Consider the following 24,548-nt stretch of genomic DNA (forward strand, 5'->3'; position numbering starts at 1 on the left):
TTATGAGCGAACGAGGCGATGCGCCTGCTGTCGCTCCATCCGGCGGATAAACGCGTTGATATCGGCCCGTCCGCTGCGCACCTGGCGCTTGCGGATCATGATGCCCATGATGCGTGCTGCCGTAGAGACCGTCATATCGTCGAGCGGGCTTTCGCTCGACCACGGCTTGGTCAGCTGCGACGTCACCACCTCCCGGACGGACGTCGGCAGAATATCGGTGCATCCGCGCATATGATCGAAGACCAGTGCGATCGGCAGGAGTGCACCTTGATAGTAGATGGTCGGCGCATCGGCGCCGCCGTTCCATTCCTCGTAGGCGTCGATCGCCTCGCGGAACAGCTGATGCAGCGTAATCGGAGCATGCCCCTGGTGAAGTTCTGGCAGTAGAGTGTTCATCTGCGTCTCCTCACATTTGCTTCGACGCGGGCGGGTCGCGCCTGCACATTTCCGCCTGACACATTAATGACGTGCTTTGCCGCCGGGTTCCAGCCTTTTGAGAAATTTTTTTGCGCATTTCGCAGAGGTAACAATCCTTAAGCCAAGGATTACAATAGCTTTGCGTGGGTACATCCATCTTTCGCCCTTGTTATCGGTGCTGCGTGGAAAGGGCTGATTAACCTTTATTTTCTATTGAATAGAGGTGCCCATCGGCCCTCATGTTCCCGAGTTTGCAGGTTCCCATGCGTCTATCCAGAACGAATCTTCCCCACGGTATCGACAATGCGAAGGCGGAGGATGCGCAGCAGCGTATCGAGCCGGTCAAGCGGATCTACGGTACGCCGGAGACGCTCGGCGGCGCTTTCCTGTCAGGCACCGACACGGAGAATGCCGACGAGATGGCCGCCGGCGAGATCGAAGGACGCGCGCCGATCTGGCAGAGCAACTTCGTCATCGGCCCCAACGTCCGCTTCACCCGCACGCCGGACAGCGCCTATCCCAAGCGCAGCCCGAAATCGCCGCCCATGCTCGAAATGGTACAGATCAACGAGCATCCCCCAGCGTCGATCTCCGACATGACAGAGGCCACGGCCTCAATGGAACGACCCGAAATGACACAGACCTTCGACATGCCGGAAACCGATTTCGCGACCGCGCGCGGCGCCTTGGCTCTGGCGCTGAAACTGCGCCGTGAATTCCCGCAGAGCGACGCCTGGCCGCAGGTGGCGCAGATCGAGGCGCCGAGGAATGCCCAGCCGACAGAGATTATCGACGTGGTGTCTGTCGAACCCGAGACTGTGATCGAAGACGTCGCCGTCCCGGCAGAGACGCCCGCGCCGGTATCGCTCGCTCCCCGCGCCTTCAGCTTCGCGATCAACGATGCGATCTTCTTCGAGACGCTGCTCTCGAACCCGGATTTCGATCCGTCCCTCTCTCTCATCCCTGCGCCCGCCATCCAGGAAACGGCATCGGTCAGGACCGAGCCCGAAAAGATGGCAATCCCGGTTGCGGCCGAAACGCCGGCTCCCGTGCCGCCGACGATCGCGTTTCGGACAAGCCCGGAATCCGTGACGGCGCTGTATCGGGTGATCGAGGTCGGCCCGGCCAAGGCCGTTGCCGTTTCCGGCATCGATGAGACCGCACCTGTCGAAACAGTTACCGAGGAGCCACAGGCCGCACCGGAACCGGTCGCCGAAGCGCCGGCCGCCCCCGAGGTTGCCGAGGAGGCGCCAGCCGCCTTCAAGCCGCGCATCCGCGCCGCTCAGGTTCTTGCCGGCCGGCTGACACCCTCGCTGCAGCTGAGCGCCGCTGCCCGCGCCATCGATCTCTCGGTCCTGCCGGAGATGGAAGGCTACCAGCTTCCGTCGGTCGAACTGCTGCAGGAGCCGGTGTTCCAGCAGACCACGTCCATGAGCCAGGAAGCGCTGGAACAGAGTGCGGGCCTGCTCGAAAGCGTGCTGGAAGATTTCGGCGTGCGCGGCGAGATCATCGACGTGCGGCCGGGCCCGGTCGTCACGCTCTATGAGTTCGAGCCGGCACCGGGGGTCAAATCCTCGCGCGTCATCGGCCTGTCCGACGATATCGCCCGCTCCATGTCGGCCCTGTCGGCCCGCGTCGCGGTCGTTCCCGGCCGCAACGTTATCGGCATCGAGCTGCCGAACCCGGTGCGCGAAACCGTTTATTTCCGGGAGATGATCGAGTCGCACAGCTACGAGGAAACGAAGTTCAAGCTGCCGCTCTGCCTCGGCAAGACGATCGGCGGCGAGCCGGTCGTGGCGGAACTCGCCAAGATGCCGCATCTGCTCGTCGCGGGAACGACGGGGTCCGGCAAGTCGGTGGCGATCAACACGATGATCCTGTCGCTCCTCTACCGCCTGAAGCCCGAGGAATGCCGACTGATCATGGTCGATCCGAAGATGCTGGAATTGTCGATCTATGACGGCATCCCGCATCTCCTCACCCCCGTCGTCACCGACCCGAAGAAGGCCGTGATGGCGCTGAAATGGGCGGTGCGGGAAATGGAAGACCGCTATCGCAAGATGTCGCGGCTCGGCGTCCGCAATATCGACGGCTATAACGGCCGCGCGGCGATCGCCCGTGCCAAGGGCGAGACGGTGTTCACGACGGTCCAGACCGGGTTCGACCGCGGCTCCGGCGAGCCGGTGTTCGAGGAGCAGGAACTCGACCTCGCACCGATGCCCTATATCGTCATCATCGTCGACGAGATGGCCGACCTGATGATGGTCGCCGGCAAGGAGATCGAAGGCGCGATCCAGCGGCTGGCCCAGATGGCGCGTGCCGCCGGTATCCACCTGATCATGGCGACGCAGCGCCCCTCGGTCGATGTCATTACCGGCACGATCAAGGCGAACTTCCCCACCCGCATCTCCTTCCAGGTGACCTCGAAGATCGACAGCCGCACCATCCTCGGCGAACAGGGTGCCGAACATCTGCTCGGACAGGGCGACATGCTGCACATGGTCGGCGGCGGACGCATCGCCCGCGTCCATGGACCCTTCGTCTCGGACGAAGAGGTCGAGAAGGTCGTCAACCATTTGAAGGCGCAGGGTCGTCCCGAGTATCTTGGCACCGTCACCGAGGACGCCGACGAGGTGGAGGAGGCGCCCGAGGAAGATACGGCCGTGTTCGACAAGTCCGGCATGGCCGAGGAAGACGGGCAGGACCTCTACGACAAGGCGGTCAAGGTGGTGCTGCGCGACAAGAAGTGCTCGACCTCCTACATCCAGCGCCGCCTGCAGATCGGCTACAACCGTGCGGCCTCGCTGGTGGAGCGCATGGAACGCGAAGGTCTCGTCGGCGCGGCCAACCACGTCGGCAAGCGGTCGATCATCGCCGGCGGACGGGACACCATGGAGCCCATCGCCATCGAGCCTGCTACCCTTGAAAGCGAAGACTGAGGACATGCAGGGCGCCCGGGGCGAGACATTCGCCCCGGGTTCCGCGATCCAGACGCTGTCCGGTCTCGCAAACCCCTTTGCGGCAGGCATTTGGAACCAAACCCGGGTTCGCGAATTATCCCGTGTTCTTAGGGGCGCGACGACGCGCGTGGGAGATATCGTAATGAAGAAAATTCTAGCTTCTGCCGGCATTGCGCTGGCGATCGCAGCTGGCAGCACGGCCGGTTTTGCAGGCGTTGCCAATGCTCAAGGCGTGGAACTGCGCGTCGGGCCGGACGGCATCCGTCCTGTCATCCGCGAGCCGCGCCGCGAACGTGGTCGTGATCGTTGCGGCGAACGCGAAGCCCGCGCTGCCGCCCGCGACTCGGGTCTCCGCGATCCGGAAGTCGTCCGCGTCACCGACCGCCGTGTCGTCGTCGAAGGCATGACCCGTCGCGGTCCGCAGCGCATTACCTTCGCCAACCGGAACGGCTGCCCAGAAATCTGATCGCCTTTAAAGGCGACGACTAAAAAGGGCTCCCGCATCGCTGCGGGAGCCCTTTTTCATGTTTTGACGGTTTGGATCAGTCGAGCAGTTCGGTCGGAACCTTGCCGCCGTTTTCCGACAGCTTCTGGAGCAGCGCCTTGTGCAGGAACATGTTCATCTTGCCGGAGTCGTTCGCGTCGCCGGTATAATGAAGCTCCTGCGCCAGTTCCTTACGTTCCGAAAGGCTGGCTTCCATGCCGAGCGCCTTCATCAGGTCGACGATGGAGTGGCGCCAGTCGAGCTTCTGGCCGTTAGTGGCGACAGCCTTGTCGAGCATCGCGGCGACATCGACAGGACCGGACGAAGCGGTGGTGGCCGAGGGCGCCTGCGACGGGGCGGCCGTCGGCGTACCGGATGTCGTGTTTACCGCCGGACCTGTCGGGGCAACGGGTGTGGCCGACGGTGCCGTGGATGCAATAACCGGGCCGGTGCCCGTGGGGTTGATGGTCGTGCCGGTCGGCGAAGCCGGTGCGGCGGCCTTGTCGTGATGGCCGAAGATCGCGTCCTTGATCTTGTCGAAAATGCCCATGGGAACGTCCTCCTTTGGTGGGGGCGGCGCATCGCATGCGCGCCTGCCTGCACGCTTTAACTAAGCCGCAGGTTTCATTCTCCAAGGGCTCGCCCTGGAATGGCACTTGGTAAAAGGACAGAAGCGGATAGAGGCGCCCCGTGCCCGCTGGAGATTTTTCTTCAAATCATCGGCGTTTTGTTCTAAAGCGCGAGGCAATTCCGTTCCCCCCTGGAAAACGAAAGTCGCAAGGCCATGGACAAGTTCGTCAAGCTCACCGGCGTCGCCGCTCCCCTGCCCGTCGTCAATATCGACACGGACATGATCATTCCGAAGGATTACCTGAAGACGATCAAGCGCACCGGGCTCGGCACCGGCCTGTTTGCCGAAGCGCGCTACAACGAGGACGGCACGCCGAACGAAAGCTTCGTGCTGAACAAGCCCGCCTATCAGAACGCCAAGATCCTTGTCGCCGGCGACAATTTCGGTTGCGGCTCCTCGCGCGAACATGCGCCGTGGGCACTGCTCGACTTCGGCATCCGCTGCGTCATCTCGACCTCGTTTGCCGACATCTTCTACAATAACTGTTTCAAGAACGGCATCCTGCCGGTCGTCGTCAGCCCCGAGAATCTCGAGAAGCTGATGGACGATGCGAGCCGCGGCTCGAACGCCGTTCTGACGGTCGACCTCGAAAACCTCGAAATCACCGGCCCCGATGGCGGCAAGATCAGTTTCGAGCTCGATGCCTTCAAGCGTCACTGCATGCTGAACGGCCTCGACGATATCGGCCTGACGCTAGAGAAGGTTTCGGCCATCGACGGCTTCGAGAAGTCGAACGCCGTCGAGCGTCCCTGGGCCTGATGTCCGACGCCGAGGCACCGGACACCCGCCGTCTGATCTCGTCAGGCTCGCCGTTCGAAAGGACGGCGGGCTATTCGCGGGCGCTCGTCCAGGGCGACTGGTGCTTTGTCTCCGGCACCACCGGCTATGATTATGCGACCATGACCATGCCCGAGACGGTGGAAGAACAGGCGCGCAATTGCCTAAAGACCATCGAAAGCGTCGTCCGCGAAGCCAGTTTCTCTTTGTCCGACGTCGTTCGCTGCCACTATTACATCACCGATGCCAGCTTCGCCGACCGGGTCTTCCCCATCCTTGGGGAAGCCTTCGGCGAGATCCGCCCGGCCGCCACCATGGTCGTCTGCGGCCTGATCCGCCCGGAGATGCTGATCGAGATCGAGGTCACGGCGCTTCGCCGCTGACCACAACACCAATGCCCCAACGCAAAAACGCCCCGCTTTCGACGGGGCGTTTTCGTATTCGGTGTCGTGATCCTTCCCGAATCAGGCAGCCGTTGCGCGGCGGACGTCGTCGTCCGTCAGGATGCCCGAGGCCCGCAGCAGGGCTGCAAAGCGGCCGTTGGACTGGCTGAGCTCGTTGAAGCCGCCCATTTCGACGATCCGGCCACGGTCCATGAAGACCACCAGGTCGGCTTCGCGAACCGTCGAGAGACGGTGTGCGATGATAAAGGTCGTGCGGTCCTTTCGCAGGTTGTCGATAGCGTCCTTCACCCGGTTTTCGGTTTCCACGTCGAGCGCGGAGGTGGCTTCGTCCAGCACCAGGATCGGTGCATTCTTCAGGATGGCACGAGCGATCGCGATCCGCTGGCGCTCGCCGCCGGAGAGGCGGTTGCCCCGTTCGCCGACCCGTGTGTCGTAACCCGTGTCGCGGCTTTCGATGAAGTCCGAAGCAGCGGCAGCTTCAGCAGCCTTCACGACCTCTTCCAGCGTGGCATCCTCGCGGCCCAGACGGATATTGTCCGAGATGGAGCGGTTGAGAAGGCCGGCGTCTTGGAAGACGGTGGCGATCGAGGCACGCAGCGACTTACGGGTCACCTTGGCAACATCGACGCCGTCGATCAGCACCTTGCCGGAGGCCGGTTCGTTCACACGCTGCAGCATGTTGATCAGCGTGGTCTTGCCGGAGCCGGTGGGGCCAACGATGGCGATGGTCTGGCCGGCCTTCACCTTGATGTTGATGTCGTGCAGGCCATCCGAGGTGCCCGGGAAGTGATAGGTCAGGTCGCGGAACTCGACGTCGCCACGAACATGGTTCAGTTCACCGGCATCCGCTGGCTCTTCACGGTCACGAACCGAGTCTTCGAGGTTGAAGAAGTCTTCCAGCTTGGCACGGGCTTCGAAGATCTGGTTGACGAAGTTCTTCATCTGGTCGAGACGGCCGATCAGAAGGTTCGCAAAGCCGATGAAGGCAACCACTTCGCCGACACCCAGTTCGCCGCGCTGGACGAGGATGGTGCCGATGACGAGGATCGTCATCATGGAGATCGTGGACGCCATGCGGTTGAGGCCACTGGCCAGCGCCCACCAATCAAGAACCGGCAGCTGCACCGACATAAGCTTCTGCGTGAAAGCCTTCAGTTCGCGCGTTTCGGCTTCGATACGGTTGTAGCTGTGAACAACCGAGACGTTGCTGATGGCATCCGACACATGGCCGAACACGGTGTGGTAATGACCTTCGACAGCAGCCTGACCGTCCTTCGTCTTCGCCATGACCAGCTTGCCGATGATGACGTAGAGCGTGCCGAGAACGACGAGGACGATCGAGAGGCGCCAGTCCATCGCAAAGGCGGTGGGAACCAGCAGCGTCAGCGCGACGGCCGTCGAGAGATGCTCGCGCATGAATTCGAGCCAAAGGCCGAACAGCGTTTCGCACGCCCGCAGCAGTGTATGCAGCGCATTGGACGTGCCGCGCTGGCTGTGCCAGGAAAGCGGCATGGAGATGATGCGGCTGAAGGCTTCCGTGATCAGCGTCGCACGGCGCTGATGCGCCAGGCGGTCGGCTTCACGGGCGACCAGCACGAAAGCAATGGTGTTGAAGATGCCGAGCGTCGCCCACATGATCAGGGTCGACGTGACTTCCGTCTTGGAGGAGATCGCGTCGATGATGCGGCCGAACAGGATCGGCTCGGCGATCGTGATGCAGGCCAAAACGATGTTGGCGACCACGATTGCGGAAACGCGAAGCTTGTGAGCGGCGAGATACTGGAGTGCTCTCGCATAGACCTGGAACAATGACACTATCTTATCCCTCGTGGGAAAACTCGTTGTCGCGCCAGACCGGCCAACCGGCCCGGCTTGAAAACGAACCGGTGAGAAGACGTGCTTCTCCCTGTTCGATGAGGCCACTATCGCAATCGCAACATGAATGGTCGCTGAACGAGGTATTCATGTTGCAATGCAGCACCGCGGACACCCTCAAGCGTCGTCTTCGCGCAAGCTGGCCTGGACAGGCGAAATAGCTGGGCTTTGCTCGGTCCGGACGGGCGCCAGACCGGCATCATGATTCTGACATTCTTGTGAAATCCGAAATTGAACTTCCTAAAATGAGCGGATAGAACTCATATCGCGGTGCAGCAGAACCGCACGTCAAGGTGTAGGAGGCCAGCTTGTCCATCAAAAAAATTCTCGTTGCCAATCGATCCGAAATCGCGATCCGCGTGTTTCGAGCCGCCGACGAGCTGGGCCTGAAAACCGTCGCGATCTGGGCCGAGGAGGACAAGCTCGCCTTGCACCGTTTCAAGGCCGACGAAAGCTACCAGATCGGGCGGGGGCCCCATCTGGAGCGCGACCTCGGACCGATCGAAAGCTATCTCTCGATCGACGAGATCCTGCGCGTGGCCAAGCTGTCGGGCGCGGATGCGATCCATCCGGGCTACGGCCTGCTGTCGGAAAGCCCGGAATTCGTGGATGCCTGCAAGGAAGCCGGCATCATCTTCATCGGCCCGACGGGCGACACGATGCGCCGTCTCGGCAACAAGGTCGCCGCGCGCAACCTCGCCATCGAGATCGGCGTTCCTGTGGTGCCCGCGACCGAGCCGCTGCCGGAGGACATGGCGCAAGTGGCGCGCATGGCCGAGGAGATCGGCTATCCCATCATGCTCAAGGCCTCCTGGGGCGGCGGCGGGCGCGGCATGCGCGCCATTCGCGACCCGAAGGATCTCGCCCGCGAGGTGACGGAAGCCAAGCGCGAGGCGAAGGCCGCTTTCGGCAAGGACGAAGTCTATCTCGAAAAGCTGGTGGAGCGTGCCCGCCACGTCGAGAGCCAGGTTCTGGGGGATACCCATGGCAATGTCGTGCATCTGTTCGAGCGCGACTGTTCGGTTCAGCGCCGCAACCAGAAGGTCGTGGAGCGGGCGCCGGCCCCCTATCTGAACGAGGCACAGCGTCAGGAGCTGGCAGCCTATTCGGTCAAGATCGCCCAGGCGACGAATTACGTCGGTGCCGGCACGGTCGAGTACCTGATGGATATGGATACCGGCAAGTTCTACTTCATCGAGGTGAACCCGCGCATCCAGGTCGAGCACACCGTCACCGAAGTCGTCACCGGCATCGATATCGTAAAGGCGCAGATCCACATTCTCGATGGCCATGCCATCGGGACACCGGAATCCGGTGTGCCGAAGCAGGCGGACATCCGCCTCAACGGCAACGCGCTGCAGTGCCGCATCACCACGGAAGACCCCGAGCAGAACTTCATTCCCGACTATGGCCGCATCACCGGCTACCGTTCGGCAGCCGGCTTCGGCATCCGCCTCGATGGCGGCACGGCCTATACCGGCGCAGTCATCACCCGCTTCTACGATCCGCTGCTGGTGAAGGTCACCGTCTGGGCGCCGGGCGCTCCCGAGGCCATTACCCGCATGGAGCGCGCTCTGCGCGAATTCCGTATCCGCGGCGTGGCGACGAACCTCACCTTCCTCGAAGCCATCATCACGCACCCGAAGTTCCGCGACAATTCCTATACGACGCGCTTTATCGACACGACGCCGGAGCTCTTCCAACAGGTCAAGCGGCAGGACCGTGCGTCGAAGCTCCTCACCTATCTGGCCGACGTGACCGTCAATGGCCACCCCGAGGCCAAGGGACGGCCGCGCCCCTCCGCCGATATCGCCAAGCCGGTCGTGCCCTACGTCAAGGGCGACATCCTGCCCGGCACAAAGCAGAAGCTGGACGAACTCGGCCCGAAGAAATTCGCCGAATGGGTGCGCGCCGAAAAACGCGTGCTGATGACCGACACCACCATGCGTGACGGCCACCAGTCGCTGCTGGCGACCCGCATGCGGACCTATGACATCGCACGGATCACCGGCACCTATGCCAGGGCGCTACCACAACTGTTCTCGCTGGAGTGCTGGGGTGGAGCGACCTTCGACGTTTCCATGCGCTTCCTGACCGAGGATCCGTGGGACCGTCTCGCCCGCATCCGCGAGGATGCGCCGAACCTCTTGCTGCAGATGCTGCTGCGCGGCGCGAACGGCGTCGGTTACAAAAACTATCCCGACAATGTCGTAAAGTATTTCGTGCGCCAGGCAGCCCGCGAGGGGATCGACGTCTTCCGCGTGTTCGACTGCCTGAACTGGGTCGAGAACATGCGCGTGTCGATGGATGCCGTGAACGAGGAGAACCGTATCTGTGAGGCGGCGATCTGCTACACGGGCGACATCCTCAATTCCGCACGTCCGAAATACGACCTGAAATACTACACCGCGCTTGCAGGCGAACTGGAACGTGCCGGTGCGCACATGATCGCGCTGAAGGACATGGCGGGCCTCTTGAAGCCGGCGGCAGCCACCGTGCTGTTCAGGGCGCTGCGCGAGGCGACCGACCTGCCGATCCACTTCCACACGCACGACACGTCGGGCATCGCGGCTGCGACCGTGCTGGCCGCCGTGGATGCGGGCGTCGATGTGGTCGATGCGGCCATGGATTCGCTCTCCGGCAACACCTCGCAGCCCTGCCTCGGCTCGATCGTCGAGGCGCTGAAGGGCTCGGAGCGCGATCCGGGTCTCGATCCCGAATCCATCCGCCGTATCTCCTTCTACTGGGAAGCGGTTCGCCACCAGTATGCGGCCTTCGAAAGCGACCTCAAGGGGCCGGCATCCGAAGTCTATCTTCATGAAATGCCGGGTGGACAGTTCACCAACCTCAAGGAACAGGCACGCTCGCTCGGTCTGGAGACCAAGTGGCACCGGGTCGCCCAGACCTATGCCGACGTCAACCAGATGTTCGGCGACATCGTGAAGGTCACGCCGTCCTCCAAGGTGGTGGGCGACATGGCGCTGATGATGGTGAGCCAGGATCTCTCCGTCGCCGACGTCGAAAACCCGGCCAAGGACGTGTCCTTTCCGGAATCGGTCGTCTCCATGCTGAAAGGCGATCTCGGCCAGCCTCCGGGCGGATGGCCGGAAGCACTGCAGAAGAAGGCGCTGAAGGGCGAGGAAGCCTATACCGCCCGTCCGGGCTCGCTGCTTCCCGAAGCCGATCTCAATGCCGAGCGGCAGGAGGTCGAAACCAAGATCGGCCGTTCGGTCTCGGATGTCGAGTTCGCTTCCTATCTCATGTATCCCAAGGTCTTCACCGATTACGCTCTGGCCGTCGATACCTATGGCCCGGTCTCCGTGCTGCCGACGCACGCCTATTTCTACGGGCTGACGACGGGCGAGGAGCTTCTGCCGGAAATCGAGCGCGGCAAGGCGCTGGTCATCCAGCATCAGGCCAAGAGCGAGCCGGACGAGCAGGCCATGGTCAAAGTCTTCTTCGAACTGAACGGCCAGGCCCGCATGATCAAGGTGCCCGACCGCAACCGCGCGGCGACCGCCGCCGTTCGTCGCAAGGCCGAAGCCGGCAACGTCGCCCATCTCGGCGCGCCCATGCCGGGCGTCGTCTCGACCGTCGCCATATCCGCCGGACAGACCGTCAAGGCGGGCGACGTCCTGCTGTCGATCGAAGCCATGAAGATGGAAACGGCGCTGCACGCCGAGAAGGACGGGACGATCGCGGAGGTGCTGGTGAAGACCGGCGACCAGATCGACACCAAGGACCTGCTTGTCGTCTTCGGCTGAAACCAGCAATCCTGACGATGTGAGAAACACCGGCCGGCAACGGCCGGTGTTTTGCGTTTTGGGAGCCCGCATGCGGGTATCAGGCGCGGCGCGTTCTCCCTACAAAAACAGCGGCACGATCAGCGCCGTCACCAGCGCGTTCAGCGCCATGGCGATGCCGGCAAAGAGGCCGGCAACGGGATCGACCTGGAAGGCGCGGGCGGTGCCGATACCGTGCGAGGCAAGACCCGCCGCAAAGCCGCGGGCAGCATAGTCGGTGATCCGCATGCGGTTCATCAGACCGGTGACGATGACCGCACCGGTAATGCCGGTCAGGATCACGAAAACGGCGGTGAGGCCGGGATCGCCGCCGAGGCCCTTCGATATCGCCATGGCAACGCCGGCCGTCGAGGACTTCGGCGCCATGGAGACGGTGAGCGCTTCCGGAAAGCCGAAGAGCGCGCCGAGCGCGAGAACACTCAGGACCGCCGTAACGCTGCCGGCGGCGAGCGCTGCGAGCATGGGCAGGAGATTGGCGGCAACCAGCTTGATCTGCCGCACGAGCGGCACCGCCAGCGCCACCGTTGCCGGACCCAGCAGGAAATGGATGAACTGCGCGCCCTCGAAATAGGCGGGATAGGCGACCCCACCGAGCGTCAGGCCCGTGCCGATGACGACGACCGAGATCAGCACCGGATTGACCAGCGGGTGTCCGTTCGCCTTTCGGGCAGCAGCATTGGCAAGCAGCCAGACAACGAGCGTCGCCGTCAACCAGAAAAGCGGCGTCGCGGAGAGGTAGACCCAGAGGCTGGACGGCAAGGCCGGCAGGGATTGCGCCTGATCGGTGGCAGCCTGTGCCGCGATCTGACCCAGGTTGGACATCTCGGTCATGGCTTGCGCCTCCACCGTTGTTCCAGATGCTTGGCCAGGGTGAACGCCCAGACGGTCACGACGAGCGTGACGACCGTGGAGACGAGAATGGCGACGAGGATCGGCAGCCCCATGGATTTCACGAGATCGAGGTGCTGGATGATGCCGACACCGGCCGGCACGAAGAGGATGCCGAGATTGGCGAGCAACCCGTCGGCCACCTTGCCGGTGGATTGCTCCATGGCGGCAGCAGCGGAAAGGTGTCGGGTCGCAAGCAGAAAGAGCGCGAGCAGCGCAAGCCCGATGACAGGTCCCGGAACATGGCCGCCGCTCGCATAGGAAAGAGTCTCCCCGACGAGCTGGAAGCCGAGCAGCCACGTGATGCCCTGAATCATGCTGGGTGTCTCCTGTCGATGTTGGAGATGCGTCTTCTGTCGAGAGATGCCTTGTGAACCCCTCTTTTGCGGAGGGTCAAGCCCGGCAGATAGAAATCCCTTTGCACCTCGTCCAAAATTGTTTATGCACGTTCTTACCGATTCATGCATGATTGAGAATGAAGATGGCAAGCGACCTGCTGTCGCGCGAGAGACAGGATGCGATCCGCGCCGAACTCCGCCAGTCCGGCCGGGTGCTGGCCGGCGATCTCGCACGCGCGTTCAAGGTCTCGGAAGACACGATACGTCGCGACCTGCGCGAGATGGCAGCAGCAGGCCTTTGCGAACGCGTTTATGGCGGCGCGCTGGCATTGCCCGCCGAGCAGCCCTTCTCGGTGCGGACCGGCATTTCGCGCGGACGCAAGCAGATGCTGGCCGCAGCCGCCGTCTCCTGCCTCAAGGACGGGATGACGGTGTTCGTCGATGCCGGATCGACCAATCTCGCCATCGTCCAGGCGCTTCCGCCCGGGCTCTCCCTCACGCTTGCGACCAACATGCCGGCCATCGCCGTTGCAGCGCTGGAGCACGCCGGGATCGAGGTGATCACCATCGGCGGGCGGATCGACCGTCATGTGGGCGCGGCGATCGGCGCGCAGGCGGAGCGGGACCTGGAGATGCTGCGGCCCGACCTCTGCATTCTTGGCACCTGCGGCCTTGATGCGAGAGCAGGCCTGACGGGACTCGTCTATGACGACGTCGCTTTCAAGAAGATCGCCGCCGCGCGCGCGGCGGCCGTGCTCGTCGCGTGCACCAGCGACAAACTGGAAGCGGTGCACCCTTTCGTGATCGCCAGCCTCAGCGACCGGATGACGCTGATCCTCGAGGCGGACGCACCAGACGCCATCGCGACCGGGCTCAAGGATACAGGTGCGACAATCCTGCGGGCCGAGCCGGTCGCCGGCTGATCCGCAAATATACAAAGACGACATGATCCGGTCGCAGGGCGGCCGGGAGGAGACAGATGATGGACCACCACACGACCACAGGAGCACCGGACGGGCCAGCGCACGCAGCAGCGGAGATGGCGCCACGGGGCTACATGCCGAAGATCAGGCTCGCCGTGTCGCTGCTGTTCCTCATGAACGGCTTCATGATGGGCAGCTGGGCGCTGAAAATTCCGGTGCTGAAGGATCGGCTCGGCATCAGCGAGGGCATGCTCGGCCTCTTGATCCTCACCTTCGGCATCGGCTCCCTGCTGATGATGCCGGTGGCGGGCGGGCTTATCTCACGGCTCGGCTCGCGGCAGATCTCGAACCTCATGGCCGCCTGTCTGGCGCCCATTCTGCTCCTGCTCAGCCTCGTGCCGGGCCTGCCTCTCACCTTCGTCGTCCTCTTCCTGCTCGGCGGCTTCATCGGCGCCATGGACGTGGCGATGAACGCCAATGCGGTGGCCGTGGAAAAACGCATGCGGCGGGCGATCATGTCGTCCTGCCACGCTTATTGGAGCCTCGGCGCGCTGTTCGGTGCAGCGCTCGGCGGCCCGGCGCTCGCCCATTTCGGCGAAGTCACGCATGCCGTGCTGGTCACGATCACCGGCCTTGCGATCCTCGCGGTCGCCTGGCCCATGGTGATGGCGGATCACCCGCATCCCGAGGCCGAAAAGGAAAAGCTGGCCTTGCCTCGCTCGGCCCTTCCCTGGCTGATCGGCATCGTCGCCCTGTTCTCGATGATCCCCGAAGGATCGGTCATCGACTGGAGCGCGCTGTATATGCGCAACGAACTCGGCGCTTCCGTCGCCTTGTCCGGATACGGTTTTGCTGCCTTCTCCGCCACCATGGCCATCATGCGCTTTGCCGGCGATCATGTCCGCGATCGCTTCGGCGCCGTGAGGACGCTGCGCGTCTGCACGCTGCTCGCTCTCCTCGGACTGGTGACGGCCGGGCTTGCACCCAGCCCAACCGTCGCGATCATCGGCTTTGCGGTCGCCGGCATCGGGATTTCCAACATGGTGCCGATCGCGTTTTCGGCGGCTGGCAACCTGCCGGGGCTTGCACCGGGCATAGGCCTCTCGGTCGTCACCTTCATGGGCTATTCCGGCATCCTGGTTGCCCCATCCCTCATCGGCTTCATCGCCGAACACGTCGGCTTCTCTCTCGTCTTCACCTCCATCCCCCTGCTCTTCCTCGTCGTCCTCCTGCTGTCGGGCCATGCGGTTCATGCGGATGCAGCAAAGAACGGATAGGATGAGAGCCTGATGCCAGGCGGCGGATAGGCGTCATGAATTCGCCGCCAAAACCTGCTGGAGCCCGGGTGCTGCCGGGTGCGCCTTTTCGACCTGGAAGGTGCGGCGTCAGTTGACAGCGCGTCGATCCTCCTGCACCTCAGGGGCGCCGATCGACCGGGAATGCACGAGGCCCACCATGTCCATGTCCTTTGCCTTCGAACCTCAGCCACGCCGCGAAACGGTTGCCGTGGATGTCGGAGGCGTGCTCGTCGGTGGCGGCGCGCCCGTCGTCGTGCAGTCGATGACCAACACCGATACGGCCGACGTGGATGCGACGGTGGCGCAGGTCGCAGCCCTCCACCGTGCCGGCTCCGAACTCGTGCGCATCACGGTCGATCGCGACGAGAGTGCGGCGGCAGTGCCGCGCATCCGCGAGCGGCTGGAGCGCCTCGGCCTCGACGTGCCCCTGATCGGCGACTTCCATTATATCGGCCACAAGCTGCTCGCCGATCACCCGGCCTGCGCGGAGGCGCTGGCCAAGTACCGGATCAACCCCGGCAATGTCGGCTTCAAGGAAAAGAAGGACCGGCAGTTCGGCGCGATCATCGAGCGGGCCATCCAATACGACAAGCCGGTGCGCATCGGCGTGAACTGGGGCTCCCTCGACCAGGAACTCCTGACCCGCCTGATGAACGAGAACCAGGAAAAGGGCTTTCCGCTTACCGCGCAGCAGGTGATGCGCGAAACCATCGTCCAGTCGGCACTGATCTCGGCGGAGCTTGCCGAGGAGATCGGCCTGCCCCGCAGCCGCATCATCCTGTCGGCCAAGGTTTCCAACGTTCAGGATCTCATCCCGACCTACGCCATGCTCTCGGTTCGCACCAACCACGCGCTCCATCTCGGCCTGACGGAAGCCGGCATGGGCTCCAAGGGCATCGTCGCCTCGTCTGCCTCGCTGGGCATTCTCATGCAGCAGGGCATCGGCGACACCATCCGCATTTCGCTGACACCGGAGCCGGGCGGCGATCGCACCCGCGAGGTGCAGGTGGCGCAGGAGCTGCTGCAAGTCATGGGCTTCCGCCAGTTCATCCCCGTCGTTGCCGCCTGTCCGGGCTGCGGGCGCACCACCTCCACGGTGTTTCAGGAACTGGCGCAGAAGATTGAGGACGATATCCGCCGCAACATGCCGGTCTGGCGCGAGAAATATCCGGGCGTCGAGGGCCTGAAGGTCGCCGTCATGGGCTGCATCGTCAACGGCCCCGGCGAAAGCAAGCACGCCGACATCGGCATCTCCCTCCCCGGAACCGGCGAACTCCCGGCCGCCCCCGTCTACATCGACGGCAAAAAAGCCCTCACAATCCGCGGCACCAACATCGCCGGCGATTTCGAAACCCTGGTCGGCGAGTACATCGAGAAACGCTTCGGCCACGGCCAGGCTGCGGCGGAGTAAGACGGCGCTGTCGATACAGCCCCGCATGGCGAAGGCGCATGGCAATCATTGTATTGCCGGACGATCTGGCGCGTGATTCGCACAACAACGACCGCTTCGGACCAGCGATTTCTCCCATAGGAAATGTATGCTGATGGATCAGCCCGAGATCCGTCTCTGTCAACCGACAAAAGCGGATGCGTAGATGTGCTGAAGATCGCAATAATTCGCGACTAAATCATCAGACAATGGCGGAGAGGGTGTCCGCTCTTTCGCGTAAGCTATTGAATTTACGTATCAGTTCGCTTGCATTCGCGCGTATTTTCCGTATTTTTCATACAGAGACTATGGCAACGGGCATACGTAATGGCAAGATATAAACTCTCAGAAGCCAAAATCAAAAGGCTTGATGTAGCGGGCATTCACTCTGATGGTGACGGCCTATACCTGCGAGTTCGGGCTGGTGGATCAAAGCAATGGTTCTTCATTTACAAGCGCAATGGAAAACGAACTGAGCTTGGTTTGGGAGGCTACGGTCAAGGCACCGCACCTGTATCCTTGGCGCTAGCTCGTGAAAAGGCCGAGGCAATTAGAGAGCGGCTGGCTCGTGGCGAGGATTTAGATAAGCGTGTCACGTTTGCGGATGTCATGCTGGATACAATCAAAGTCAAAACTGCCAATTCCCGTAATGAAAAACACAAGGCCCAGTGGCAGATGACGCTAGATGTCTACGCCGCGCCGCTACACCACCTGCCAATTGCAAACATCAGTCGTGACGATGTCGTAGAGACCCTGAAGCCGATTTGGGAAACTAAACCCGAAACTGCCGACAGAACCCGGATGCGGATAGCAGCCGTGATTGACCACGCTAAGGCTCGTGGCCTTTTCATCGGGGACAATCCTGCTGATTGGAAATCGGGACTTAAAGACCTGTTGCCAGCCCGACAGAAGCTCAGTCGCGGCCATCACGAGGCCATCGAATACAAAGAGCTTCCCGCCGTGTTATCCCGTCTAAGGGGCGCTGTGGGCGTCTCAGCTAGGGCGGTGGAGTTCACGTGCTTAACCGCCGCTAGATGTGGTGAGGTTCGTCACATGACATGGGGCGAGGTCGATATTGAGAAGGCCCTTTGGATCATCCCGGCAGAGCGCATGAAGGCTGGTCGAGAGCATCGTGTTCCTTTGTCACAGGAGGCAGTTGACATACTGAGGGGGCGGAGACTTAAGGCAACTAGCGAACTCGTCTTTGAGGGCGAGAGCGAAGGGAAACCTATATCCGAAACAGCAATGACCAAGGCGCTTCGGTCTGCTTCAGGCGGGACGGAAACCTTACACGGATTGCGGTCGAGCTTCCGAGATTGGGCTGGTGATGACACCCACCATCCTCGCGATGTTATTGAAACAGCACTTGCGCACGTTTTAAAGGACAAGACCGAGGCAGCATATCGCCGGTCTGATGGTCTGGCAAAGCGGCTTGTCTTGATGACTGACTGGGCAAAATTCTGCGCCATGGATAGCTCTGGCAAGCCCTAACGGGCTTGGGGCTTCCCGCTCTAACCATGGGCGAACGGTAGTCCCTGCGTCGGATTTTTCCTTGAGTTCGATCAACTCCCCCAGACGAAACGAATGCATATCGTCTGCAAAGGGCAGTTCCACGCGAGCGTCATGCATCTTTAGAGAGTGTCTCAAAAGTCCTATTGATCAATGTTTTCCCTAGTCAATCAAATCGGATTGTGTTTAGCATATGATGCAACTGGGAGAGAGCTATGACCACCTATTGGCTATCGTTCACATTGGACTCACGTACGATTTCCGGCAAGTCCTATGATGATAGATGGGCAGCGCTAAATACAGCAATCAATAATATTTCTACGAATTGGTGGCGGGAAACGACAGCATTCATAGTTTTTGAAACGGACGCAAATCTTAGTCAGATTGTATCTGACATTAAAGCTGTCGTTTCCTCCAGCTACGATATTGTCCTGATCAGGTCACTTGATACAAAATCCGCCAGGATTATTGGTCCGGTGAAAGATCAGGATATATTCAAGCTGATGCCCTATCTTGAGCGAGCATAATGCAACTCGATTGACACTCCAGAAACTCGTGCGACACCCGTAACGGCATCGGACATGCTTGTAACATGGCGACCAACCCAGGACGCCGTATCCGGATCATCGCAGTCTGGGACAACGATTTCGCTGAGGTCCTTGGACAGAGCAAGGCTCTTGGAATTGAAGCCGCACGGGGCGCTATAGACCGGGGTTGTTACGCGAGTCCCAAGCATAACGACGAATTTCCCGAAACGGGCAGTCTTTGGCTTAGCCATTTATCCTCCTTTTTGGTCTTTTTCTGTCTTCAAACGCAGCCTCTGGGGATACATTTTCACGTCGAATAGAGTTTCCAGCGTCTTCAAAGAGCCGCGTTAGCCTGTGTCTATGGCGGCAAGACCTCCGTTGCTCAGTTCGATTTATAACCCTCGACCATCTTCTGCCGCGCTTCGCTTGGCTGCTGCCCGCTATCCATAGTGGAGCTTTGCCTCGCCCGGTTCGCCGTTCCAGCAAGGCGCGTTTTCTGCGCCCAGGGGTCTGACCGATATGCTCGGAGAGAAAAATGGGCGTAGTTTGCTTGATGAAAGGATTGGCGGTGGCTAAAGGCCGTCTGAGGGGGTTTTGAGCCCTTCTCCCAACAAATACAGCATGACCCCGTGCCGCTTTCGGCGCGTGCGGTGGCGTGCACCCACGAGAAGGAGACAACATGAACACTGAGACTAATTCGCCGCGCCTGATGAGCTTTAACGACGTTGCCGCTGCCACTACGCTTTCCAAGACGCTAGTGCGCCAGATGGCGGCGGAAAATCAGTTCCCGGCTCCGCTTTCGATTGGTGTAAAACGTCTGGCTTGGGTGCGTGCTGAAGTGGAGGCGTGGATCGATACGCGTATCGCGGCTCGCGGCATCGCGGCTTGAGGCCATGTCCGTTTTTAGTGAGGAACAGGAGGCGAAGACAAGCTGGAACATGGTCTGGGCGCACGACATCGGCGACGAAGACAATTTTAAGGAATGGGTGGTGCGCGATGTCTTCGCCGAATGCGAGTTCTCTTACATCGTCGGTCTTCCAGGCACCGGTAAATCCATGGTTGCGACGGACATTGCATGTCATCTGGCGGCGGGATGGGACTGGCACGGATACAAGGTGAAGACACCGCGCATGGTCATCTATGTGGCCGCTGAGCGCGCTTCACTCACTCGGCGGCGCATTAAGGCTTGGCGCAAGAAACATGCTCATACGGGCACCCTGCCGGTGCTGGTGGTATCGGGATATATGGACCTCACTAAAGACCTGTCCCACGCATACGATCTTGCCGAACTGATCTGCGACGCTGAAGAACAGATGGGCATGGACTGCGGATTGCTAGTGCTGGATACCTTGACCCGCGTCTTTGGCGGCGGCGACCAAAATGCAGCGAAGGACATGGGCAAGCTAATCAACAGCGTGGACGTGATCCAAGAGAAGGTCCCCGATATGCATGTTTCGGTGATCCATCACACGACCCACGCCGGGACACGGGCAAAAGGTGCAATCGACCTTGACGGCGCTGTTGACGTGTCTTTCTCGGTTGCGAAGCGCGGTAAGTCAGTTGTCTTTGAAAACACCGGCGCAAATGACGGCAAGGAGGGCGATCTTCTGGCCTACGAATTCGAAAGCGTGATGCTCGGCAAGGATCAAGATGGCGAATGGACTACGGCCCCGGTGCTCATTCCGGTGGATATGCCTGAGCCTGATAGCGAAGTGAGAGAGAAGCGAGAGAGCGAGCGAGAGAGGCAGCGGCGCGCACGTCGGCAAGCTTTTCACCTGTCCGTAGTCAATGCAGCCTTTTCGAGCGGCGGGGATGATGAAAGCGGATGGTGGTGGCTGTCTGGGGTAATCGAGGCGGATACTCGCTTTAAGGCTACGAATGCCGGGAAGGCTGCTGGCAATAACTGGGGCCGTATCCGGGATGCCTTGGTGAAGGATGGAGAGCTAGAGATTGATGATGTCAAAAATGCCTATCGTCTCAAGCTCTCTCAAAAGCCTCTCACTGAGAATTGAGATTGAGATTGAGAAAACCTGCGCATTTCCGACGCTCTCAAATCTCACTCTCAACCAGTTATCTATAACTGGTGAGAGTTGAGATTGAGAGAGAAGCCGGAGCCCACAAACAGAAGGAGATTTGAAATGAGTAATGAAATTGTGAAGGCTCTTACGGAGCAGGCATATCACATCGTGAAGAACGAAGCGGCCCGGCGTAAGGACGAGCCCAAGGCGTCGGGGAAGCTTACTGCAACGCCAGTGACAGCGCTCAATATAGAAGATATCCCGCCACGTCCGCAGACGGACGCAAGGCAGTGGGCTAAACTTGCGGCAATGGCGCTTGAAAACCAGGAATGGACCGATCTGGCCTATGATGAGAGCTTGAACGTAGCTGCTGATGGTCAACTTGATCCGGTGAGCTTCATGGAGCGCCTATTCGAAGGCACCCGGCTCCGCGATGGTTCGCTTATCATCGCCTAACGCCACACATGCACACGGAAGTCTCTGGACGCCCTAGGGCGCGGACTTCCCGCACGTCCCTCAACATCGCTGTGTGACTCGCTCTGGCCCGCTCTGGGCCGGGGAGGGTCGGTTTATGCCTCGACTTAAAGCCTGGGATCGGCGGGAAGACATTCCTATGTCTCTGGGCTTCATTCCGATGACTATCTGCTGCCGCGCTGCGCTTGGCTGCTGCCCGCCCTCAATTGAAGTAAGACCCCTAGGCTGGATGCATAGCCCAGGGTTGGAGCAAGACGTTAATTTCACAGAAGGAGAATTAAGATGAATGATATGGAACAGTGGCAACTTGACGCTTTGGTCGATGCTGTAGCTGAGGTTGTTGTGCATAGGATCAAAAATAACAGCAAAGCATTAGATCAGGATACAGGTGCTGTACCTGAAAGGCCGAAACGAGCGGAAGAGAAGGGTATCAAGCCATATAAAAGCCTTGAGAAATATAGTCTGGAGTGGTGTATTTCGAAGAAGGCCGAGCTAGCTAAGCTAAATAAGCAGATGAATCTCGAAATCAGATTGGCGGAGGAGTCCGCTAAGGCCAAAATCCGCAACGCCCGGCGCGCCGCACAGAAGGCTCGACTTAACTAAGCGCTCACACAGCATACCCTAGACTAGTCGCTGTGTTGGCTGTTGTTGAATATGAGGCTTTAGGATTCACGAAAGCCGCGATGAGGATAGATTTCTGTCTTTTTCGCGGCTTTTGCGTTTCATGGATGGCTAATGGAGGCCCGTGCATTGCTGGTATCTCCATTAGGGCGACCCGAAGTCAGAGGCGTTCCATTAGGTGTCGCTCATGCTGTCTATTAGGGAAAGGTCACTCAGGAGGCCTCGAAATGGGCGGGGGGTCGAAAAGTGTTGCAAGTCAACATGTTGGCTGGGGACCGGCGGGGGTCCATTCTGCGCGCATCTGCAAAATGAAAGTTTTTCTTGAATGAAATTGATCTAAAAAACCGATTCTTAATTGTCATAGGGCGATTTTAAGCCTCATGGGGGGTCATACAGAGGCCCTGAATGAGCGAGGCCAGTCACCCAGGCAGAGCCCCCCAGATCATCCAGCGGCTCTAGGGGCGGGCGGGAAGGCCAAGCGAAGCGCGGCAGCAGATGGTCAGCTTGTGGAAGCCAGAAAAGCCGCGACCGGGGTTCGATTCCACCTCAGTCGCGGCTTTTTGGCGTTTAAGGATGACTAATCGGGGTTCGATACTACGGATTGCTGATGTTCAAGGTTATGGCAAGAAGAAATATTCTCGCGTAACCCATTGATTTTGCTAGGGGATGGCGGAGAGGGTGGGATTTGAACCCACGATGCCCTTGCAGGCATGCCGCATTTCGAGTGCGGTGCATTCGACCACTCTGCCACCTCTCCGCGGGGTCAGAAGGCGCTTTGGAGCGCGAGGCGGTTCATAGCGGCAGTTCGGGGGGATGGCAAGAGGGGGAAAGGCTTCAATTTGAGGGATTTCAGGGGTTTTACCTTGACAGTTTTCTAAAGTTCACGTAACGGGCGCGTCTGAAGTGGTGCGAACTCCGTCATGGGGTTGCGGTGCCGCGTCAGGCAGGATGTCCGAAAGGGTATTCGTTTCGTCGGCCGGGGAGAACCTTCCCTTGGCCATTCCGACTGATAAAAAGACGGCCGTTCTCTTCTCTCGAAGAGGCAGAGCCGGACCGAACAGACAAGGACAAGACATGTTCGCAGTCATCAAGACCGGCGGTAAGCAGTACCGCGTAGCCGCAAACGACGTCATCACCATCGAAAAACTGGATGGCGCCGAGGGCGACAAGATCGAATTCACCGAGATCCTGATGGTCGGCGTTGGCGCCGACGCCACGATCGGCCTTCCCTTCGTCGAAGGCGCTATCGTCAGCGCGGAAGTTGTCAGCCATGGTCGTGCCAAGAAGGTCATCGCCTTCAAGAAGCGCCGTCGCCAGAACTCCAAGCGCACGCGCGGCCATCGCCAGCACCAGACGACTGTCCGTATCCTGGACATCGCAGGCGCCAAGTAAGATCGATCGAAGGTTTAAAGGAGAAGACCCATGGCACACAAAAAAGCTGGCGGTTCGTCGCGTAACGGTCGCGATTCGGAATCCAAGCGCCTTGGCGTGAAGAAGTTCGGCGGCGAAGCCGTCATTCCAGGCAATATCATCCTGCGCCAGCGCGGGACGAAGTGGCATCCGGGCGCCAATGTCGGCCTCGGCAAGGACCACACCATTTTCTCGCTGACGACAGGCAACGTTGACTTCCGCACGAAGGCCAATGGCCGCGTGTACGTCTCGGTGATGCCGAAAGCAGAAGCAGCGGAATAAGCCGGTAGCGCTCTAAAACAGCCGGCGTCTCATCGACCCGGCTGGCCGTTTCAGGTTCAGACCACGACAAAGGGGAGATGGGGCAAGACCCAACTCCCCTTTTTCACGTCTGGAGGACGAGACATGCAGAGCGAATTGTTACGGGAAGACCGGCCGAGGTCTCCCGAAGAGCGGCTGAGGCCGCAACGGTCAAGGACCGATTGCCCGATATTATTGTCACCGAGGCTCGTGCTGCGCGCGCCCCATGAAGACGATATCGACGCCCTTGCCCATCTTGCCAACAACGCCAACATCGCCACCATGGTTTCGCGCATGCCGCATCCCTACACGGTGGCGGATGCCGCGGATTTCGTGCGACGTACGAATGCCGGCACGATTGGCAAGTGCGTCTATGCCATCACCAAAGCGGACACGGGCGCCTTTCTCGGGTGCTGCGGCGTCGAGCCGCATGAGGACGGGCGTACGGCCGAACTCGGCTACTGGCTGGGCGAACCGCACTGGAACAAGGGCTATGCGACGGAAGCCGCCCAGGCCCTGATCGACATGGCGTTCCGCACGCGCGAGATCGCGCAGCTGGATGCCCGCTGCCGGGTGATGAACGTCGCCTCGCGGCGGGTCATCCAGAAGTGCGGCTTCCAGTATCAGGGCGGCGGCATGGTCGGCAGCCTTGCGCTCGGCGGCATGGTGCCGGTCGAGTGGTTCCGACTGGACCGCAAGACCTGGATCTCGCTCAGAAGCTGGGGAGGCGGACGATGACGCTCGACTTGGAAATGCCGGCACGGCGCAAGCCTGAGATGTCTGGCGCCAAGAGCCCGGATTGCAAGAGCCAAGCGTCCGGAAGCTTGCCGCCCTGCCCGGTCATCCGGACGCCGCGGCTGACCTTGCGGCCTCATGCTCTTTCCGATGCGGAGGCCATCACCGCCTCGCTCTGCGACTTCGGCGTCGCCCGCATGCTCCTGCGCGTGCCGCAGCCCTATCATCTGGGCGACGCACGGGAGTGGCTGGAGACGGAAGCGAATGCTGGCACTGCATGGAACGCGGCCATCACCGAGAAGGACGATGCACATATCGGCGTGGTCTCGATCGAGAAGCTGCGGAACGGCTGGCACCTCGGCTATTGGCTGAACCGCCAGGCCTGGGGCCGCGGCATCATGAGCGAAGCCGCATGGGCCCTCGTCGCGGCGTTCTTCCGGCAGCGCCCGGACAGCACCGTGCTATCCGGCGTCTTTGCCGACAACACGGCCTCGCTGAAGGTCCAGGCAAAGCTCGGCTTCGCGATCTCGGGCATTGCGGATGTCTATGTCCCGGCACGCAGCGCGACAGTGAACCGGATCGAGACGCGGCTGACGCGGGATGCTTTTGCGCCCGCCACAGAATGACATTGCGGGCGGCTCCGGCGTCAAAGCTGGGGCCGCCCGCATGAAGGATTTCTTTGACCTGTCCGGGCCACGCCTATATCGATGGCGGCATTTCCGGCAGT

The 24,548-nt window shown here is 60.8% G+C and carries 23 protein-coding genes and 1 tRNA gene; 18 read left to right on the forward strand and 6 right to left on the reverse strand.

What is annotated here, in order from left to right; all coding sequences use genetic code 11:
* Positions 1–396: a hypothetical protein gene (locus tag C8J33_RS15305; RefSeq protein ID WP_110801081.1), complete on the reverse strand. Its 396-nt coding sequence runs from the start codon at positions 394–396 to the stop codon at positions 1–3.
* Positions 397–680: 284 nt separating this feature from the next.
* Between C8J33_RS15305 and C8J33_RS15310 the strand changes: the two genes are divergently transcribed.
* A complete protein-coding gene (locus C8J33_RS15310) occupies positions 681–3,356 on the forward strand; it encodes a DNA translocase FtsK (RefSeq protein ID WP_132664822.1) in 2,676 nt (891 codons plus the stop codon).
* Positions 3,357–3,519: 163 nt separating this feature from the next.
* Complete coding sequence (locus tag C8J33_RS15315) at positions 3,520–3,843, forward strand: hypothetical protein (RefSeq protein WP_132664823.1); 324 nt, start codon at positions 3,520–3,522, stop codon at positions 3,841–3,843.
* A gap of 76 nt (positions 3,844–3,919) precedes the next feature.
* Here the strand turns inward: C8J33_RS15315 and C8J33_RS15320 are convergent, their stop codons facing one another.
* The gene (locus C8J33_RS15320) at positions 3,920–4,411 is read right to left on the reverse strand and encodes a DUF3597 domain-containing protein (RefSeq protein WP_132664824.1); all 492 of its coding nucleotides are present in this window, start codon (positions 4,409–4,411) and stop codon (positions 3,920–3,922) included.
* 234 nt (positions 4,412–4,645) lie between these two features.
* Between C8J33_RS15320 and leuD the strand changes: the two genes are divergently transcribed.
* Complete coding sequence (leuD, locus tag C8J33_RS15325; protein ID WP_110729804.1) at positions 4,646–5,251, forward strand: 3-isopropylmalate dehydratase small subunit; 606 nt, start codon at positions 4,646–4,648, stop codon at positions 5,249–5,251.
* Positions 5,251–5,652 (forward strand): RidA family protein, encoded by a 402-nt coding sequence (locus tag C8J33_RS15330; protein ID WP_132664825.1) that lies wholly within the window; start codon positions 5,251–5,253, stop codon positions 5,650–5,652. Before leuD ends, C8J33_RS15330 begins: the two co-directional genes overlap by 1 nt.
* Before the next feature lie 81 nt (positions 5,653–5,733).
* Here C8J33_RS15330 and C8J33_RS15335 read toward each other — a convergent pair whose 3' ends face one another.
* Positions 5,734–7,488: a glucan ABC transporter ATP-binding protein/ permease gene (locus C8J33_RS15335; RefSeq protein ID WP_110729802.1), complete on the reverse strand. Its 1,755-nt coding sequence runs from the start codon at positions 7,486–7,488 to the stop codon at positions 5,734–5,736.
* Between the two features lie 368 nt (positions 7,489–7,856).
* Between C8J33_RS15335 and pyc the strand changes: the two genes are divergently transcribed.
* A complete protein-coding gene (gene pyc, locus C8J33_RS15340) occupies positions 7,857–11,312 on the forward strand; it encodes a pyruvate carboxylase (RefSeq protein ID WP_132664826.1) in 3,456 nt (1,151 codons plus the stop codon).
* A 99-nt stretch (positions 11,313–11,411) separates the two neighbouring features.
* Here the strand turns inward: pyc and C8J33_RS15345 are convergent, their stop codons facing one another.
* Both C8J33_RS15345 and C8J33_RS15350 read right to left on the reverse strand, forming a co-directional pair.
* Positions 11,412–12,119, reverse strand: a complete 708-nt coding sequence (locus C8J33_RS15345; RefSeq protein WP_110801200.1) for an LrgB family protein — start codon at positions 12,117–12,119, stop codon at positions 11,412–11,414.
* Positions 12,120–12,178: 59 nt separating this feature from the next.
* On the reverse strand, positions 12,179–12,556 hold the full coding sequence (locus C8J33_RS15350) for a CidA/LrgA family protein (RefSeq protein ID WP_132664827.1): 378 nt from the start codon (positions 12,554–12,556) through the stop codon (positions 12,179–12,181).
* 164 nt (positions 12,557–12,720) lie between these two features.
* On the opposite strand from C8J33_RS15350, the gene C8J33_RS15355 reads away from it, so the two are divergent.
* The 9 genes from C8J33_RS15355 (at position 12,721) to C8J33_RS15395 (ending at position 21,358) form a co-directional block, all read left to right on the forward strand.
* On the forward strand, positions 12,721–13,500 hold the full coding sequence (locus C8J33_RS15355; protein WP_245507189.1) for a DeoR/GlpR family DNA-binding transcription regulator: 780 nt from the start codon (positions 12,721–12,723) through the stop codon (positions 13,498–13,500).
* A 116-nt stretch (positions 13,501–13,616) separates the two neighbouring features.
* Positions 13,617–14,777 (forward strand): MFS transporter, encoded by a 1,161-nt coding sequence (locus C8J33_RS15360; protein WP_245507200.1) that lies wholly within the window; start codon positions 13,617–13,619, stop codon positions 14,775–14,777.
* A 178-nt stretch (positions 14,778–14,955) separates the two neighbouring features.
* The gene (ispG, locus tag C8J33_RS15365; protein WP_110801090.1) at positions 14,956–16,209 is read left to right on the forward strand and encodes a flavodoxin-dependent (E)-4-hydroxy-3-methylbut-2-enyl-diphosphate synthase; all 1,254 of its coding nucleotides are present in this window, start codon (positions 14,956–14,958) and stop codon (positions 16,207–16,209) included.
* Between the two features lie 345 nt (positions 16,210–16,554).
* Positions 16,555–17,718, forward strand: coding sequence for a tyrosine-type recombinase/integrase (locus C8J33_RS15370; RefSeq protein WP_132664829.1), 1,164 nt, complete (start codon positions 16,555–16,557; stop codon positions 17,716–17,718).
* Between the two features lie 233 nt (positions 17,719–17,951).
* Positions 17,952–18,263, forward strand: a complete 312-nt coding sequence (locus tag C8J33_RS15375) for a hypothetical protein (RefSeq protein ID WP_132664830.1) — start codon at positions 17,952–17,954, stop codon at positions 18,261–18,263.
* A 679-nt stretch (positions 18,264–18,942) separates the two neighbouring features.
* Positions 18,943–19,152, forward strand: a complete 210-nt coding sequence (locus C8J33_RS15380) for a helix-turn-helix transcriptional regulator (RefSeq protein ID WP_132448773.1) — start codon at positions 18,943–18,945, stop codon at positions 19,150–19,152.
* Positions 19,153–19,156: 4 nt separating this feature from the next.
* Positions 19,157–20,275, forward strand: coding sequence for an AAA family ATPase (locus tag C8J33_RS15385; RefSeq protein WP_132664831.1), 1,119 nt, complete (start codon positions 19,157–19,159; stop codon positions 20,273–20,275).
* 126 nt (positions 20,276–20,401) lie between these two features.
* Positions 20,402–20,737: a hypothetical protein gene (locus C8J33_RS15390; protein WP_132664832.1), complete on the forward strand. Its 336-nt coding sequence runs from the start codon at positions 20,402–20,404 to the stop codon at positions 20,735–20,737.
* A 300-nt stretch (positions 20,738–21,037) separates the two neighbouring features.
* Complete coding sequence (locus C8J33_RS15395) at positions 21,038–21,358, forward strand: hypothetical protein (protein ID WP_132664833.1); 321 nt, start codon at positions 21,038–21,040, stop codon at positions 21,356–21,358.
* A 685-nt stretch (positions 21,359–22,043) separates the two neighbouring features.
* Here C8J33_RS15395 and C8J33_RS15400 read toward each other — a convergent pair.
* Positions 22,044–22,133: transfer RNA gene (locus tag C8J33_RS15400), tRNA-Ser, on the reverse strand.
* 317 nt (positions 22,134–22,450) lie between these two features.
* Here C8J33_RS15400 and rplU point away from each other — a divergent pair.
* The 4 genes from rplU to C8J33_RS15420 all read left to right on the forward strand — a co-directional run bounded on the left by rplU (position 22,451) and on the right by C8J33_RS15420 (position 24,447).
* Positions 22,451–22,768, forward strand: coding sequence for a 50S ribosomal protein L21 (gene rplU, locus C8J33_RS15405; protein ID WP_092930972.1), 318 nt, complete (start codon positions 22,451–22,453; stop codon positions 22,766–22,768).
* A 30-nt stretch (positions 22,769–22,798) separates the two neighbouring features.
* Positions 22,799–23,068, forward strand: coding sequence for a 50S ribosomal protein L27 (gene rpmA / locus C8J33_RS15410; protein ID WP_062477551.1), 270 nt, complete (start codon positions 22,799–22,801; stop codon positions 23,066–23,068).
* Between the two features lie 123 nt (positions 23,069–23,191).
* Positions 23,192–23,824, forward strand: a complete 633-nt coding sequence (locus C8J33_RS15415) for a GNAT family N-acetyltransferase (protein ID WP_110730409.1) — start codon at positions 23,192–23,194, stop codon at positions 23,822–23,824.
* A 38-nt stretch (positions 23,825–23,862) separates the two neighbouring features.
* Complete coding sequence (locus C8J33_RS15420; protein ID WP_132664911.1) at positions 23,863–24,447, forward strand: GNAT family N-acetyltransferase; 585 nt, start codon at positions 23,863–23,865, stop codon at positions 24,445–24,447.
* Positions 24,448–24,548 lie beyond the last annotated feature (101 nt).

The organism is Rhizobium sp. PP-CC-3G-465 (genome assembly GCF_004343445.1).
Taxonomy (GTDB): Bacteria; Pseudomonadota; Alphaproteobacteria; order Rhizobiales; family Rhizobiaceae; genus Ferranicluibacter; species Ferranicluibacter rubi.

Coding starts and splice junctions, on each gene's coding strand:
- C8J33_RS15305 (WP_110801081.1), bottom strand. CDS start 396: ATGAACACTCTACTGCCAGAACTTCACCAGGGGCATGCTCCGATTACG.
- C8J33_RS15310 (WP_132664822.1), top strand. CDS start 681: ATGCGTCTATCCAGAACGAATCTTCCCCACGGTATCGACAATGCGAAG.
- C8J33_RS15315 (WP_132664823.1), top strand. CDS start 3,520: ATGAAGAAAATTCTAGCTTCTGCCGGCATTGCGCTGGCGATCGCAGCT.
- C8J33_RS15320 (WP_132664824.1), bottom strand. CDS start 4,411: ATGGGCATTTTCGACAAGATCAAGGACGCGATCTTCGGCCATCACGAC.
- leuD (WP_110729804.1), top strand. CDS start 4,646: ATGGACAAGTTCGTCAAGCTCACCGGCGTCGCCGCTCCCCTGCCCGTC.
- C8J33_RS15330 (WP_132664825.1), top strand. CDS start 5,251: ATGTCCGACGCCGAGGCACCGGACACCCGCCGTCTGATCTCGTCAGGC.
- C8J33_RS15350 (WP_132664827.1), bottom strand. CDS start 12,556: ATGATTCAGGGCATCACGTGGCTGCTCGGCTTCCAGCTCGTCGGGGAG.
- C8J33_RS15355 (WP_245507189.1), top strand. CDS start 12,721: ATGGCAAGCGACCTGCTGTCGCGCGAGAGACAGGATGCGATCCGCGCC.
- C8J33_RS15360 (WP_245507200.1), top strand. CDS start 13,617: ATGGCGCCACGGGGCTACATGCCGAAGATCAGGCTCGCCGTGTCGCTG.
- ispG (WP_110801090.1), top strand. CDS start 14,956: ATGTCCATGTCCTTTGCCTTCGAACCTCAGCCACGCCGCGAAACGGTT.
- C8J33_RS15370 (WP_132664829.1), top strand. CDS start 16,555: ATGGCAAGATATAAACTCTCAGAAGCCAAAATCAAAAGGCTTGATGTA.
- C8J33_RS15375 (WP_132664830.1), top strand. CDS start 17,952: ATGACCACCTATTGGCTATCGTTCACATTGGACTCACGTACGATTTCC.
- C8J33_RS15380 (WP_132448773.1), top strand. CDS start 18,943: ATGAACACTGAGACTAATTCGCCGCGCCTGATGAGCTTTAACGACGTT.
- C8J33_RS15385 (WP_132664831.1), top strand. CDS start 19,157: ATGTCCGTTTTTAGTGAGGAACAGGAGGCGAAGACAAGCTGGAACATG.
- C8J33_RS15390 (WP_132664832.1), top strand. CDS start 20,402: ATGAGTAATGAAATTGTGAAGGCTCTTACGGAGCAGGCATATCACATC.
- C8J33_RS15395 (WP_132664833.1), top strand. CDS start 21,038: ATGAATGATATGGAACAGTGGCAACTTGACGCTTTGGTCGATGCTGTA.
- rplU (WP_092930972.1), top strand. CDS start 22,451: ATGTTCGCAGTCATCAAGACCGGCGGTAAGCAGTACCGCGTAGCCGCA.
- rpmA (WP_062477551.1), top strand. CDS start 22,799: ATGGCACACAAAAAAGCTGGCGGTTCGTCGCGTAACGGTCGCGATTCG.
- C8J33_RS15415 (WP_110730409.1), top strand. CDS start 23,192: ATGCAGAGCGAATTGTTACGGGAAGACCGGCCGAGGTCTCCCGAAGAG.
- C8J33_RS15420 (WP_132664911.1), top strand. CDS start 23,863: ATGTCTGGCGCCAAGAGCCCGGATTGCAAGAGCCAAGCGTCCGGAAGC.